This window comes from Paraburkholderia tuberum STM678 (assembly GCF_902833905.1).
GTDB classification, from domain to species: Bacteria; Pseudomonadota; Gammaproteobacteria; order Burkholderiales; family Burkholderiaceae; genus Paraburkholderia; species Paraburkholderia tuberum.
The window spans coordinates 1-14618 of record NZ_CADFGP010000098.1 but is presented as its reverse complement, the minus strand read 5'-3'; the positions used below and the strand labels follow the sequence as shown (position 1 = coordinate 14618).

Annotated in this window: 12 protein-coding genes and 3 pseudogenes; 7 read left to right on the top strand and 8 right to left on the bottom strand. The window is 60.1% G+C overall.

Annotated elements, in window-relative coordinates:
• The 3 genes from HWY30_RS38505 to HWY30_RS38495 all read right to left on the bottom strand — a co-directional run.
• On the bottom strand, window positions 1-324 hold a 324-nt coding region (locus tag HWY30_RS38505), incomplete at its 3' end, for a transposase (RefSeq protein WP_176079023.1).
• Window positions 325-446: 122 nt separating this feature from the next.
• Window positions 447-1352, bottom strand: coding sequence for a hypothetical protein (locus HWY30_RS38500; protein WP_090812688.1), 906 nt, complete (start codon window positions 1350-1352; stop codon window positions 447-449).
• 127 nt (window positions 1353-1479) lie between these two features.
• Entirely contained in the window at window positions 1480-2655 is a 1176-nt protein-coding gene (locus HWY30_RS38495; RefSeq protein WP_090812687.1) for a hypothetical protein, read from the bottom strand.
• 404 nt (window positions 2656-3059) lie between these two features.
• On the opposite strand from HWY30_RS38495, the gene HWY30_RS38490 reads away from it, so the two are divergent.
• Complete coding sequence (locus tag HWY30_RS38490) at window positions 3060-3380, top strand: hypothetical protein (RefSeq protein WP_244145178.1); 321 nt, start codon at window positions 3060-3062, stop codon at window positions 3378-3380.
• A 54-nt stretch (window positions 3381-3434) separates the two neighbouring features.
• Here HWY30_RS38490 and HWY30_RS38485 read toward each other — a convergent pair.
• Window positions 3435-3783, bottom strand: a pseudogene (locus HWY30_RS38485) (IS6 family transposase); the annotation flags it as partial.
• 311 nt (window positions 3784-4094) lie between these two features.
• Between HWY30_RS38485 and HWY30_RS38480 the strand changes: the two are divergent.
• From HWY30_RS38480 to HWY30_RS38470, 3 genes are all read left to right on the top strand, one after another.
• Window positions 4095-4763 carry a transposase gene (locus HWY30_RS38480; RefSeq protein WP_244145177.1) on the top strand — a complete coding sequence of 223 codons (669 nt, stop codon included), beginning with the start codon at window positions 4095-4097 and terminating at the stop codon, window positions 4761-4763.
• A gap of 188 nt (window positions 4764-4951) precedes the next feature.
• Complete coding sequence (locus HWY30_RS38475; RefSeq protein WP_341809962.1) at window positions 4952-5116, top strand: hypothetical protein; 165 nt, start codon at window positions 4952-4954, stop codon at window positions 5114-5116.
• Window positions 5117-5429: 313 nt separating this feature from the next.
• The gene (locus HWY30_RS38470; RefSeq protein WP_090812689.1) at window positions 5430-5795 is read left to right on the top strand and encodes a hypothetical protein; all 366 of its coding nucleotides are present in this window, start codon (window positions 5430-5432) and stop codon (window positions 5793-5795) included.
• 123 nt (window positions 5796-5918) lie between these two features.
• On the opposite strand, the gene HWY30_RS38465 is transcribed toward HWY30_RS38470, so the two are convergent.
• Together HWY30_RS38465 and HWY30_RS38460 are read right to left on the bottom strand one after the other, a co-directional pair.
• On the bottom strand, window positions 5919-6941 hold the full coding sequence (locus tag HWY30_RS38465) for a hypothetical protein (protein ID WP_090812690.1): 1023 nt from the start codon (window positions 6939-6941) through the stop codon (window positions 5919-5921).
• Window positions 6942-6963: 22 nt separating this feature from the next.
• Complete coding sequence (locus HWY30_RS38460) at window positions 6964-9642, bottom strand: DEAD/DEAH box helicase (RefSeq protein WP_090812691.1); 2679 nt, start codon at window positions 9640-9642, stop codon at window positions 6964-6966.
• A 776-nt stretch (window positions 9643-10418) separates the two neighbouring features.
• Between HWY30_RS38460 and HWY30_RS42250 the strand changes: the two genes are divergently transcribed.
• The gene (locus HWY30_RS42250; RefSeq protein ID WP_244145176.1) at window positions 10419-10760 is read left to right on the top strand and encodes a hypothetical protein; all 342 of its coding nucleotides are present in this window, start codon (window positions 10419-10421) and stop codon (window positions 10758-10760) included.
• Here the strand turns inward: HWY30_RS42250 and istB are convergent.
• Both istB and istA read right to left on the bottom strand, forming a co-directional pair.
• Entirely contained in the window at window positions 10727-11494 is a 768-nt protein-coding gene (gene istB / locus HWY30_RS38450) for an IS21-like element helper ATPase IstB (protein ID WP_090812692.1), read from the bottom strand. The genes HWY30_RS42250 and istB overlap by 34 nt on opposite strands.
• Window positions 11495-11508: 14 nt before the next feature.
• Window positions 11509-13032, bottom strand: coding sequence for an IS21 family transposase (istA, locus tag HWY30_RS38445; RefSeq protein WP_090812693.1), 1524 nt, complete (start codon window positions 13030-13032; stop codon window positions 11509-11511).
• Between the two features lie 639 nt (window positions 13033-13671).
• Between istA and HWY30_RS43215 the strand changes: the two are divergent.
• Both HWY30_RS43215 and HWY30_RS42245 read left to right on the top strand, forming a co-directional pair.
• Window positions 13672-13860: pseudogene (locus HWY30_RS43215) on the top strand (transposase zinc-binding domain-containing protein); the annotation flags it as partial.
• A 271-nt stretch (window positions 13861-14131) separates the two neighbouring features.
• Window positions 14132-14206, top strand: a pseudogene (locus HWY30_RS42245) (IS6 family transposase); the annotation flags it as partial.
• Between the last annotated feature and the right edge of the window lie 412 nt (window positions 14207-14618).

Genomic DNA, 14618 nt, shown 5'->3' with positions numbered 1-14618 from the left:
GTCAAGGAGCTGGTCCTCATGAAGCTTGCGCACCGAGCCAGAAAAGATCCGGTCGATGCTGCCATCGGCGCGCCAGCGGCGCATGATCCGGTAAATGCGCGTGTAGTGGATTTCAGGCAGCCCTTTGGCATCCCTTTCGATCGGCAGCATCTTCCACTGGCACCCCATGTACAGCACCCGCAGGATGTAGTTGAAGATCGTGTGCAAGGCCAGCGTGGGCGGCGGTCCGCGCCGACCACGGCGCAGATGCGGCAAGACAAACTGTTCGAACTGCTCAAGGCTTAAATTCACTGGAATTGCCTGCCAGCATGGGTTTCCCGTCATTCGCTGCGTCCAGAAATCTGGACTCTAACCGATCTGGCTTCGCCGATCCCCAACCCAGGCCCGGCGCCGCTCCCAGACAAATGCAATGATCTCGAGAAACTAACAACCAGTTGATAGAGTCGTCATCCTCCCAAATACTGCGTCGCAGACAACACCGATGCCGCGATGACGACAGGCAAATTCGCTCCGCTCGTGACGTCAACCGTCATCTGACCTTCGGGGTTGAACGGCATCTTGGTAATCGCGTTACCGATGCCGAGGTAGTACGGCCACATCCCCTGAGTCCCGGCCTCACTGATCAGGCGCTGATCGGCTTTACTGAATGCGGTGCTCGACGTGAATTGAATATCCAGGCCGGACGCAACGTAAAGGCCTCCCACGAACGACTGCATATTTCCGTTCGGACCGAAGGTCGTCTGCCAGTTGATCGGCGAATCGGGATTCCACGGATGTCCTGTCTTCGTGGCATGCGCCAGTGAAAGCGCGGACGATACGTACCAGTCCGATGGCGTCGGTGCAAATAACAACGCGTTTTCGAACTTGAACTGCCCCGACACGCTACCCGAGGCGAACAAGGCGCTCGGCCCGGATGCCGGTTCGCTATTGCCCCAAAGGCCCCAGAATGCCGGGTCGGCGACTGCATCATTGGTAAAATCAAAACTAATCGCCGATGCGGAGTGGAGTTGGCGGGCCAGACCGGCAACCCCGACGCTCCAGGCTGCGGGTTTGTCCCCCCAGGCACTCAGGCGCTGCTTTGCAGCCTTGATCGGATCGAGTGGATTGGTCGCGGCGATCAACGAGTTGATCAAAGCCGAGTACGCCTGAAAAAAGGTCTCGCCGCTTCCGCCGCCTGCAGACGAGAAAATCGGCGGCGCGCCGGGAATAGTATCGAGGTACGACCACAAAACGCTATCGTCCCCGGTCAATGCCGCAGCCGGCTGAAACACCTGCCCCCGACCCGGATCGATGCCAATCGCAGCAAACTCGGTTTTGGCAAATTGCTCTTGCAGATCGACAAACGACGTCATGATTGCTCCCCTTCCCTGACCGGAAAAAACACGGAAAATGCAAGGATCCCGTGCGGCGCCATACGACATGCCTGCCGTAATCGGCACGGCGGGCATGTCGAGACCGTGAGACGGCCAATGGCTAGTGCTAGCTGTAGAACTCCTCGATCAAACGCTTCGATGCCAGTGCTTCATGCCCGAGATACTGGCCAGCCGTCAGCACGATGCAGCCGATCACGATCGGCACGTTGGCTTTACTTGTGATGGTCACCGTCATGCCGCCGTCCTTGTCGAATGAAGCACTCGTGCTGGAACCGCCCGAGCTGCCGGAGCAATAGAACGGCCACAGGCCGTTGCCCTGATTACTCTGTATCTGGCTTTGCTCCCCCTGGCTATACTGCGCCGCCGAAACGACCGAGATGTTCATCTTGTTGGCGATCAGCAGGCTCGAGGAGAACCGTTGCATGTTGCCGTTCTTGCCGAAGGTCGTGTCCCAGTTAATCGGGTTGTTCGACATCCATGGCGCCTTACCGGGGTTGTTGAACGCCATGCCGAACGCCGAGGAACCGTACCAGTCGCCCGGCGTGGCGTTGAACGGCAGCACGTTGTCGAACGAGGCTTTGACCGACACGCCGCCCGACGCAAATTTCCCGCTGATCGAAGACGACGAACTGCTGCCACCCCACAAGCCAAAAAACCCCTTGTTGGAGCCTTGGGTCCACGTCTTTGAGACGTCGGTCTGCCAATTGCTTGCGCTTACTTCGAACGAACGGCTCGGTGCCTTCTTCAGCAAGGTGAGCATCTTCGAGTAGCCCGGCGAGAACGTCACGGGTTCGTCGCCAACAGGCTTGTACGGTGTCACGTTCATCTGCGCCGCAAAAATCGGATCGAGCATGGCGGCGGCCAGGGCGGATGCGCCTGACGTTGCGACAGCGGAACACGGTTGGCAGTAAAGCGCCCAGTTACGGAACGCGACGGCGCCAGTTTTGACTTCGTGGTCTTTAAGCGCCTGCTGGTAGGCGGCCCAGCAGGTCGGGCCGATGGTCGACTGAAAATTGTTGGGCGCGGACTGCAAGGCGGACATGACGCCTTGATAATCGGCGAGAAATTGATTTCCGCCGGAGAACTGCGTGTTCTGGGTCAATGAAGCGACCGGCAAATTGTTCAGATACGCCCAGAGCAGATCGTCAGCGTCGTCGCCTCCCGGGAGCGGCGGCGAGGGTTGAATAATCTGGAACGGATCCTGATTGCTATAGCCAAGCCCTTGAACCAGCGCATTATAAAAACCGGCCTGGAGATCGACAAAATTTGACGGGGTTGCCATGTTTGCCTCTAAGGTAAGGGGAACTGCACGTGACCAAGGAGTCCGTTCGCCTGACGACGAAATCGCACGTGACGAAGGGGGGCGCTCGCCGAATAAACGGAACTGCGTGTGACCGGGCGGCCCACTCGATGATTGACGGTCTCCTTTCTTTTGAGTCGCATTCAGGTAATCTGCGGCGTCAAATTTTTTGCAAATCTAACGCTGGAAGAGCGTTCGTTAATACCTGTCATTGTTAGCAGGTAGACGGAGGCGTCGTACGGACGTAACCATTGCTGTTTACTCATGCAACTGGTTGTTAGTTTCTCGAGATCATTGCATTTGTCTGGGAGCGGCGCCGGGCCTGGGTTGGGGATCGGCGAAGCCAGATCGGTTAGAGTCCAGATTTCTGGACGCAGCACCGGATCATGCGCCGCTGGCGCGCCGATGGCAGCATCGACCGGATCTTTTCTGGCTCGGTGCGCAAGCTTCATGAGGACCAGCTCCTTGACCTCACGGTCATTCATGGTGACGGCACGACCACGGCGGCGAAGAAAGGAGGCGACAACCTCGGGTACAGCAGTCACAAGCACCTGAAAGGCGACAAGGTGGTGGCCTTTTGTGATCGCCACTGCAACATCATCGCGGCGTTCATCTGCGCTGCGGGTAACCGCAACGAATCGCCCTTGCTGCGTGATGCGCTACCACGGCTGAGCGAGATGGCCCGCGCCATTGGCATGGACCTGTGAGATATTTCGAGGATCGGACCTTCATGTCCTCAGGCAGAAAGCATCGGCCTTCACGTCGCGCCTGGCGCTGAGCATGAAGTCTACCGTCTGGCCCACCCGATCCACCGCTCGATAAAGATAGACCCACTTGCCGCGCAAGCTTGAGGTAAGACTCGTCGACAGGCCACGACTGGCCGGTGGACCTGCCAAAGCAGTTCCACCGTTTGACGAACTCCGGCGCAAAGCGCCGCACCCAGCGCAGAACCGTCGTGTCCGCCAGCGACAGACCCCGTTCGGCCATCATTTGGACCTGATCGCGCAGGCTAAGCTTATAGCGCACGTACCAGCGAACACACAGAATGATCACATCGCGGTCAAAGTGACGGCCTGCGAACAGTTCCTCCAGGCCCTTCAGCTTGCTCATCGTCGGTTCCCAATTCGTTCACCCCGACACACCTTAACCGATTCGCCCCCGCGCTAGTTGCACCAGAGCCCGCTGATTTGCGTACCGTTGATCTCGGTCAATCAGGACGCAGAACCTGAATTTGAAGTATCGCGCATAACCATATAGATGGCAGCATGATAGTTGCCATCTACACTTTTGTTTCTTGAGAGACAACTGGTTGTTAGTTTCTCGAGATCATTGCATTTGTCTGGGAGCGGCGCCGGGCCTGGGTTGGGGATCGGCGAAGCCAGATCGGTTAGAGTCCAGATTTCTGGACGCAGCACCGGATCATGCGCCGCTGGCGCGCCGATGGCAGCATCGACCGGATCTTTTCTGGCTCGGTGCGCAAGCTTCATGAGGACCAGCTCCTTGACCTCACGGTCATTCATGGTGACGGCACGACCACGGCGGCGAAGAAAGGTGGCGACAACCTCGGGTACAGCGGTCACAAGCACCTGAAAGGCGACAAGGTGGTGGCCTTTTGTGATCGCCACTGCAACATCATCGCGCCGTTCATCTGCGCTGCGGGTAACCGCAACGAATCGCCCTTGCTGCGTGATGCGCTACCACGGCTGAGCGAGATGGCCCGCGCCATTGGCATGGACCTGCAAGGCGCCACCGTCAGCCTGGATGGCGTCTACGACTGCCGGGCCAACCGCCGTGCGATCTTCAATCGCGGCATGACCCCGAACATCCCGCAGAACCCGCGCGGGCGCAAAACACCGAAGCGCGGTCGCAAGCAGATCTTCGAGCCGGCCATCTTCGAGGAGCGCTTCAGGACCATTGAGCGCGTCTTTGCCTGGGAAGACAAGTTTCGCCGCCTGTTGCTGCGCTTCGAACGCATCAGTGATGTGCATTACCGCGTTCAAGACGCTTGCCTATACGATGATCAATCTGCGCCACTACTGCTGAGCTTCATCGCAGGGTACGTCGTTCATCGCTGGCGCCGCGCGCCATGAACTGTCACACCATATCTGTTTCCATCCTTACCCTATTGTCGCCTTCGACAAACCGATAGCCCCATTTCCCGCAACTATCGATCCCGCTTCACCGACTCTCACCTGTCGCTGACATCATGCACGCCCGCACAAAAGCGAAACCAGCAACAAGTTGAGACAAAGCGAATATCGCCGAGGGGAAGGAGTCGGTGCTCGACCGCACGAGGCGGCTATTTTACGTCTGCTGCTCGCGTGCGGTGAAGGACCTGGCAGTCGTGCTGTTCGCCGCTGACGTGGCGGCGGCACGAGCTGCAGTGATCGAGGCCAAACTGTTTCCGGATGCTTCGCATCATGGAGTCGAGCAACTCAGCTAAATCGCGAGAAAAATTACTCGACTTGCCCGGCCGTCAGCGGACTATACCGTGCATGAGCGGTCGCCCGATCATCCCGTGACGCAACGTCTGGTCGTGGGAAAAGCGGACTTTGCGCTGCAGGCATCGAATAACCCTAAACGGAGGCGGTGACGCCCACCTTGGATCAGACTCGCGGGCATTCTCGCTGAATGTGGTTCCCGGCGGATGTAATCGGGCTGTTATCACATAAAGGGGGCTCGTTCTAACGTAATGTGGTCCCGAAACGGCCGATGTAATCGGTTCCTACGTCGGATGTAATCGAGCCGCTACAATTATGGAAACTGTCGCGTTTATCTCGACTGAGTACGGGGACGACTTGATTGTGTCCTTTGCGGTCGTCGCCCCCGCGGATGCGACTGAGATCGAAAGCCTTACCCTTCTGCGCACGCCGAAATACGAACACCTGCTGGGAGATTGGGAGCGAGGGGTGACAGTTTCGTTTGAACGGTACGTGGAAGACGAGGAGGAATTGCTGGAGGAACTCCACCTTGACAGAAAATCAGCCGTAGTGCGCCTGACAACCAGCCTGCGGGACTATGATCTGGATATTCGAAAGGTCGACGAGCGAGAGGTCAAGGCGATGCGCGAGGTGCTCATCCAGATGAACTATGATGGTCGGATTCGGCTATTGGGCGTCTAACGAGTTATGAGATCAGGTCAGCTGACGCGATGACGATGCGCAGTCGTAGATGCATCGATGAAAAGAATTTCATTCATCGACGTCAATCGCTTCGCGCGTAGCCATGCGAGATGGAATCCGAGTTTAGCGGGACGTACCTTTCACCGGTCCAGTAATGGCGCGTTTCCTTGTTGCAGCCTCTTTCGGGGTTGCAGGCGAGTTCGCCACGTTTGCTTTACCGGCAACGATGTTGCCCGATGTTGATTTACGTGGCCCAGCGGATGGCTTGACTGGTAACTTCTTTGTTACCGATTTATTGTCCTCCGCGGTCTTTGCGTTCGCCGGTGGCTTGCGGGTTGTCGAGACAGCCGACCTGGTCGCCTTCCTTGCTGTCACCTTACCTGCCGGTGGCTTGTTACGTCCGGCAACAGGCTTCGGCGGTGAGTAGGCGTCGGCCATCTCGATGCCAAACACATCGGCCACCAGCGCGTCGTCGAGCACCTTGCTGGTAGCGGGTCGTTTTGTGGATTTGGGCAGGCCAGCGCCGGCCTGCCTGACGAGATCATTGGCATTGACGCGGCGCAAGGCGAAGAGCAATTCCGGCTGTTGGTCGAGCCGCGCGCCGATTCCGTAGAGTACGGCAGCTACGTGCTTGCACATCGATGCCCAGTCCGGGCAACTGCAATTGAACCTGATTTCCTTCGGCACTGGGAAAAGACCCGTTCCGGGTTTGCAGATGCGCTCCATCACGGCAGTCGAGAATTTGCCCTGCAGCAGTTCTACCATCGAATCGATCGACCCCGAGCAGTCGGCACCAATTGTTCGCCATTGCTTTGCCGGACACGCTGTCACGCTCACGCCGACCGTGTAGAGGCTCGAACCCATTACCTGCGCTCGCACTTCGCCTGCCGTAATCTGGAGGTCAATCACGGAACCGTTGCGCACATAGGTACGGCCGCGCGGCAGGCGGTTGGCATAGTCGCTATAGCCTTCCAGATTGTCACACCAGGCCTTGCCCCAGAAGGTTCTGGCGATGGCGCCTCGATACGACGCGATTGGCGACAGGACCGCACCAGCCTTCCTAGCCTTCGCGGCGGCCCGTTCAGCCTTTTTTCTGCGCTCCGCGACCGAGACATAGGGCTTCCATCCCCCGTAACCGTAACCCATTGCGCTTCCTCTCTCCTGACGATCAGTTTTCTTGCGCGGCATAAACGTCGAGCTTCACGAGATCGAGCAATTCACGATCGCTCATCTCGGTGAGCAGCAGTTCCGCGCCGCCCTCCAGCACATCCTTCACCAATTGCTGCTTCACTTCGATCAACTGGTCGATACGGTCCTCGATCGTGCCACGGCAGATAAACTTATGCACCAGGACGTTCCTCTGCTGGCCGATACGAAACGCACGGTCAGTCGCCTGATTTTCCACGGCCGGGTTCCACCAGCGGTCGTAGTGGATCACATGCGACGCAGCGGTGAGATTCAACCCCGCCCCACCGGCCTTGAGCGAGAGCACGAAGAAGGGCGTCAACTCATCGTCCTGGAATCGCTTGACCAGCTCCCGGCGCCGGGCCACGGGGGTGCCGCCATGGAGCACCAGACCTTCGCGGCCAAAGATCGAACCCAGAAATGCCGCCAGCGGCTCAGTGGTCTCGCGGAACTGGGTGAATACCAGCACCTTTTCCTGCTTGGCGGCAATGACTTCGGCCAGTTGGCGCAGGCGGGCGAACTTGCCGCTGTCTTCCGCCTTCCAGGCCGCGTCACCCAACCACTGCGACGGATGGTTGCATATCTGTTTGAAGCGCATGAGGAAGCTCAGCACCACACCTTTGCGACCGATGCCTTCGGCGTCCTCAAGCGCGGCGGCCAGATCCTTCACCGCACGCTGGTAAAGCGCCGCCTGGGTCGGGCTCAGGTGGCACCAGGCCTTGAGCTCGGTCTTGTCCGGCAGGTCGTCGATTACCCGCTTGTCGGTCTTCAGGCGGCGCAGGATGTAGGGCCGTACGAGCGTTCGCAGCGGGCCGAAGTGCTCGGCCTTCGCCAGCCGCCTGGTAAAGTTGGCAAAGACCTTGTCCGAGCCCAGCAAACCGGGGTGGGTAAAATCGAAAATGGACCACAGGTCGGACAGGCGGTTTTCCACGGGGGTGCCAGTCAGCGCGATGCGCGATTGTGCCTGGAGTTGCTTGACCTGTCGCGTTTGCTTGGCGCCCGGATTCTTGATCGCCTGTGCTTCATCAACGATGGCAAGGCGCCATTGGATGGTCCCCAGTACCGGCTGGCGAAGCAGCGAGCCAAAACTGGTGATGACGAGATCGATGTCCGCAAGCCGCGCGGCGTCCAGCGCACGCAAATCGGCCGCCGGCATGACCGACGGATGGGCGATCAGCAGGCGCAAGCCCGGGGCGAAGCGCTCGGCCTCTGCCGCCCAGTTGGCCAGCAGCGATGCGGGGGCGACCAGCAGGCTGGGCCGCATCTCGGTGCTTTCACGCTTCAGCACGAGCAGCAGCGAGAGTACCTGCATGGTCTTGCCCAGGCCCATATCGTCCGCCAGGCAAGCGCCCAGTCCGAGCCGGGTGAGCAGGTACAACCACCGCACGCCGGCCCGTTGGTAGGGCCGCAGGTTCGCCTTGAGTTCCGGTCCCGGACTGATCTGCGCCAACCCCTCCGGCTGACGCAATTCCTGCAGCATGTCGGCCAGCCAGGGCCCTGCAACAAGCTGCGACCAGTCGAGGTCAGCGGGGTCGCCGTTATCGTCGAGCGAAACACCCGCCAGCAGGCGTAGGGCCTCATTAAAGGGCAGACCGGTTTGTGCCGCCTTTTCCATGGCCTCGAATCGCTTCAGGAGGCGACTGAGCTTTTTCTTGTCCACCTCGACCCAGCGACCACGGATGAGTTGCAAGCCATCGGCGCCTTTGAGCAGATCCCTGACCTCGGAGGCGCTGAGACGCTCGCCGTCGAGGGAGACCTCCATGCTGAAATCGAGCAACGCATCCTTGCCCAGGAGCGAAGGCGGTCGTGCTCCGACGCTGGCTTTCACAACGGGGCGAACAGGGCGGCCCGCCTGCCAGACGCCTGGCGTGCGTACGACAATCCCGGCGGCTTCCAGTTGGGACAGGTCCGAGAGAAAGCGATGGGCGTCAAGCGGCGTCCAGCGCAGCGGATGGTATATCTCGCCGGTATCCACCATTTCGCGAAGCCAATCGCAGTGTTCCGCGGCGCGCTGCACCGGCAGCAGTAATGACAGGATCTGCGCCTTGCTCCTGGCTCCCGAAAATTCCGCCAGGGCTTGCGACAGTGGCTGGTGTTGCGCTTTGCCATGGGCCGACAGGCGCGAGGTGTAAGTCGCAAGGAAGGCGAACGGTGACTCCGTGTCCTTGCGGTTCTCAACGAGGTTGAAATGCACACGGCCGACCAGATTCCAGGCCGGGTGGCGCAACTTGAGGAAATCCTGAAGCGAGACCATTGCGGTCGCCAGTTCCTGGTGCAAGGCAGTATCGATCTCACCCCACAGCGTGGCTAGCACATCTGGCGTCAGATACTCCCCGCCCGTCATCGGCGGCGCATCGGCAATCAGGGCATCGAAGTCCTTGGCAGCGGGCGTGACGACCGCAATCTCGCCGCCCTCGGGTGTGGCGCACAAGGCGGTGACATAGCGCGCGGCAAAATCTCGCCACCAGGCCCACGCGGGCGGCAAAATGCGGCCGATTTCCGCCGTTCCCAGATGCAGCAGGCCATGTCCTGCGCCAAGCGCAAAAGAACTGCCTAGCCGCGGTTGTATTTCATCCGCCAATAGTGGCGCGTCGTCCTCTGGAACTGCAAGCAGGTGACCACCGGGCGTCAGGTGTGGCGCGAGAATGTCGGAAGCAGTCAAAACCGCCCGTCCTCATGGCACTGTTGCAACAAGCGCTGAAGCGGCCTGTTTTCACGGAAAGCGGCCTCGGAATCAACCGGCAGGCCCGCTGGCCCAGTGCGAACTGGGCGAAGTTCCGTCTGCCCCTGGTTCGCCGGGATTGTGGGGTGGGCCAAGCGTCCGGGGTATGCCTGGTCGCTGCGTTGAGCATGTCTTGTGAACTGTCTTTTCATCTGCTGTAGGACAACCTGATTGCTACGTATCAACTCACGGAAGCTCGCCCCCGCTCTGCCACCGGCTGACCGACCTTCAACCTTCACGGCGGTCCCCGTGAATTCTCGAATCTGGCCAGGAGAAACAGGGCTCACGATGAAAGGGTACCAAAACCTGACTCATACGAGATGGGATGCCGATGGCGCTCCCACCCGCCCGCCGAAAATCAGTTGCGCTTGTTACAAACGACCAAATGGCAGAGTGTCCTGTTGGACCGGCGGACGTTCGACGCTGCTCCTTGAACCTCCGGAGCCGGGCATCGACCGGGACGCCCCGAAGCCTGGTCACGCGCGCGGTGTAAGGTACAGCGGCGAATAGCCTGCTTGGATGCGCGTTGCGGAATCTCGCCGGGCGTGGTGAGCATCACCGTTAATGCAAGGGGCAGAACCATGGGATTTTCTTGCCGAACGTTTCTGATCGCTCGCGACGATACCCTCTCGCGGCTCTCAGGCACCAGGTTCAACAGGATGCTGCGAGATCCGGCAAGCCACAGTCTGCCCGTTTTTGCGGGGCAACGAGCGCGAATGGCCAGCGTCGTAGTCGAACTCGTGGCCAGAAACCCGGTGCGCGTCGTTCGGAGCACGTTTTCCATGCTTACTTTCGATGCGGAAGGTAGCATCGACGCGAGCAGATTCGAAAAGCAGCAATATGCCCTCGCGGAGTCGGTCGTCGCACCTGTCTTTGACGTATTCGATGAAGACATCAACCAAACGGTCGTCGACGCGACTTCCCGATTCATTGTGCGTATTTCGGCGAACGTGACCGCCGATTTCGGGAACGTGACCGATTTGGCAGGTTCGATGTTGCGCGGGGTTGATTCTAGGTTTTTGGATCAGCTTTCGTCGAGTACGACCTCCTTTGTTTGAGGGTTTGGAGCGGCCTTTCGAAGCGACTCGCCCTTGAGCGTGATGCGGTGATGTCGCTGCATGAGTCGGTCGAGCATGGCATCGGCAATCGTTTCGTCGCCGATCCAGCCGTGCCAGTGCTCGATGGGTAATTGACTGGTCACGATGGTGGCTTTGCCGGCCGCGCGGTCGTCGATCATCTCCAGCAAGTCGTTGCGTACCATCGGGTCGAGCGGCGCCATGCCCCAGTCATCGAGTAGCAAGACGTCAACGCGCGCGACTTGCATGAGCCACTTCGTGAAGCCGCCGTTGCCGTGCAGGATTCGCAGTTCTTCGGTCAACCTCGGCACACGCAGATACAGCGCCGAGTGCCCACGCCGGCAGGCGTACTGCGCCAACGCACACGCGAGCCACGATTTGCCTGCCCCCGTGGGGCCACTGATGAGCAGGCTGTAGCCCGACTGAACCCAGTCGCCCAGCGCCAGGCTCGTGAGCGCGCGGGCATCGATGCCGCGACCCGATCGCGTATCGAGATCCTCGATCAGGGCCTGCGGGTATTTAAGGCGTGCATGCTTGAGCAAGCGCGTGCGACGCCGGTCATCGCGCCAGTGGGTTTCCCGGTCGACCAGCAACGACAGGCGCTCCTCGAAGCTCAGCTTGGCGCTGCCGGGCTGCGCGAGTTGTTCTTCGAGACCGTCGGCGAAGCCGTCGAGCTTGAGCGTGCGCAGTTGTGTCAGGGTTTGTTGCATCATCATCGCAGTGCGCCTCCTTATTGGTAATGGCCGGGGCCGCGCACGTGTGCATGGCTCGGGCTCGTCCAGTCCGCCGGCGTCATGGCGACGGCGCGGTCGCGGTTGTTGAGCAGGATCTCGCGCACATGCCGGTAACGATGCACACCGAGTTCGAGAGCGAGAGCACATGAGGCTTCCAGCCGTTCACTCCCGTAGCGCCTGGACAGCGAGAGCAGCCCCAGGCACGCCCGATAGCCGTGTTCGGGGTGGCGCTGTTCTTCCAGCAATCGCGTGACGAGCGCCGCCGTTGCCGAGCCGATCTGCTGCGCCCAGTGGATCAGACGCTGTGGCGTCCATTCCAGGTGCGCGCGGTGCGCAGCAGGCATGTGTTCGACGATGGTCGTGTAGCCGCCAGCTCGGTCGTTGCGAGCATGGCTCGCCACACGACGCCCGCGATGCAGCAGTTCAATGGCGCCGCCGGTGATGCGGGCTTCGAGCTTCAGACCGACGAGCGCATGCGGCACGCTGTACCGATGCTTACCCACCTCGACGTGGTAATCGATGTGCACGGTCACCGTCTTGAAGCGTGCAAGTTCGTACGGCTGGGCCGGCAACGGCAACAAGGCGGGCGCGTCGAGCTGCGCAAACGCAGTGGCGCGGCATCCGGGCAGCTTCTGGAAGGGACGTTCGTTCAGGTACTTCAGCAACGGGCTGATCGCCTCATTGACCGACTGCACCGAGCTGAACTCATGGTGGCGCAGACGCGCCATGATCCAGCGCTCGACGACCTGCACGGCCGACTCAACCTTGGCCTTGTCCTGCGGCCGGTAGGTTCGCGCCGGCAGGAACGACGTTCCATAGTGGCGGGCGAAGTCCAACACGGTGTCGCCCGCACGAGGCTCGTAGCGATCGGGGTCGGCGATCATTGCGCGCGGGTTGTCGGGCACGATCAGTTGCGGCACGCCGCCGTAGAACGTTAGTGCTCGTGCAATGCCGCCAAGCCAGTCTTCCATCGTCTCGGCAGGCGTCGCGCACGCAAACGTGTAGCTCGAAGCGCCCATCGCGGCGACGAACACGTGCGCGCGCCGCCCCGTCGTCAACGGCAGCGTGGGTCCGGCGAAGTCGACGAACAGCTTCTCGCCGGCGCGGTGGATCTGGCGCATCGAGCGCTTGAGCCGCTTGGCGAACGTCCGGTAGTGCTCGCAGAACTGCGTGTAGCGGTAGGTCTGCCGATCGGCGAACTCGGCTTGGTACTCTTCCCAGAGCAGCGTAAGCGTCACGCCCTTGCGTCGCAGTTCCTGGTGAATGCGGCCGTAGTCGGGTTGGGCGTAAGCCGCCGGCCCAGTGGGCTTGCCCATCAAACGCCGTTCGAGCTCGCCCTCATCCATGTCGCAAGCGCTCGCCCAGTCGAGCTCGGCCGCCTTGGCCAGGCCGACGTACTTCGTGACAACGCCCTTGGAAATGCCTAGCGACGCGGCGATTCGATCATGCGAGAAGCCGCCGTCGAACTTCAGTCGTAAAACGTCTTTGATCATGCGCGTGTTCATCCGGTGCGCGGGCATCGTCTCTCCGGCCAAAGCCGTCGAGCATAGCCCGCGTGGTTGGGGTCACGCGCAACGCCAAACCCGCCTGTCGTTGCGACCGGTCACGTTGCCGAAATCCTCGGTCACGTTCCCGAAATCGCCGGTCACGATGCCGAAACGGTCGGTCACGTTGGACCGAAATACGCACATTGCACAGGGAGGCCAATGGGTTCCGTCACGCGCTTTGGCGCCGTCATAGATCAGACCGCGTTGGGCCAACGACAATGCCGACACCTACCTGTAAGCGGTCGCTCAAAGGCTGCTCTGCATCATCGAGTTGTCGATTCTCTCGAGTGTCGGAGGTGGGGCAACGGCGATCAGATCATACGGTCCTCGCGCAAGCTGCCACTCACGAGCGTAAAGTTTATGGTTACCCGAATGGCGGGTTTGGCCGATGATCCGTCTGTGGACTTCGCCCCTCGAACGTCCGCAACCTCATTTTCTGGTGCCGAATGCCAGCCATCTGTCGTGCCCGCTTGACATCATCGCCGTGCAGGTAGATGAAATGCGCTGCAGCACATTTCAAGTACGTGCAGGTGGCTACCGACGTGCTGCGCGAAGTTACCAGTCCGCTGGGGCGTCCGCCCTCCGAGTAACGTGGGCGCAGTGTAGTACCCCATGCTGGAGGTCGCGGACATCTTCCGCGCTCAGGGCCAGTATGGCGACGCACGGTGTCGCTGAGCCTGGGGCAGCTGAAGGTCATGTCGGCCATCGAACAGTGCCGCAGCCGCGGCGCTGGGGGGACACTTGCTGCGCTGTTCCGGCTACGCACAGATCGAGGTCGCCTACAACCCCTGTTGCAATCGCGGACGAATCGCGCTCTGCAAGCTCGTCCCACGAATTGTGAAGGCGCGGGTTATTCACGGCTAAGGACCGGCTCGCCCCCGCGCACTTCCCGACCTACCTGTTCCGCGTCGTCCTCATGGTCGGCGATGCAGGTTGGAATTCGTGAAATTCCATCTGCATTCCGTATCAAATCGTTGGCAATTCCTTTTATGTCAAATTGGCCGCTCGCGACGTGAAGATCAGTCACGACGGCGCTATCAGGTTATTGGACATGCGGCGGTAAAATGATGCAATGAAGAAGACGAAACCGCTTTATCACGGCCACCGGTTCCCCGCTGTCGTCATCAGTTGTGCTGTTCGCTGGTATTGATATGGCTTTGCATGTCAATCACGACATTGGTTTTCGGGTTGTTGCATCGACGCATGAATTTCCTGAGGGCGGCGCAGCAGTAAGTCTCGACGGTGGATCACACTTCTATGAGCGAAACTCTGTCAAGACCGCCTATGCCAGAGTTTTCATAAAGTGTCTACTTTTGTTTGGTCTGAAGTCGCTGTTGCGCTCGTGAGAAGAACCAGCATCGCCGGGTAGCCAGGCGCGGTTGCCCGCGCCTAGCCCCCTAAGAAGAATGGCACTTACTTAAGCCCGTGGAGCGTGCCCATATTTTTGGACGCGCTCACGTGCGATGTGACGAGGCTCTTTCAGCCATGGGTAGGACTTCGGTCTTCGTTTGCGCATTCGTGGTTCGATGCGACCGGGGCGACTCCCAACGCAAGACTGC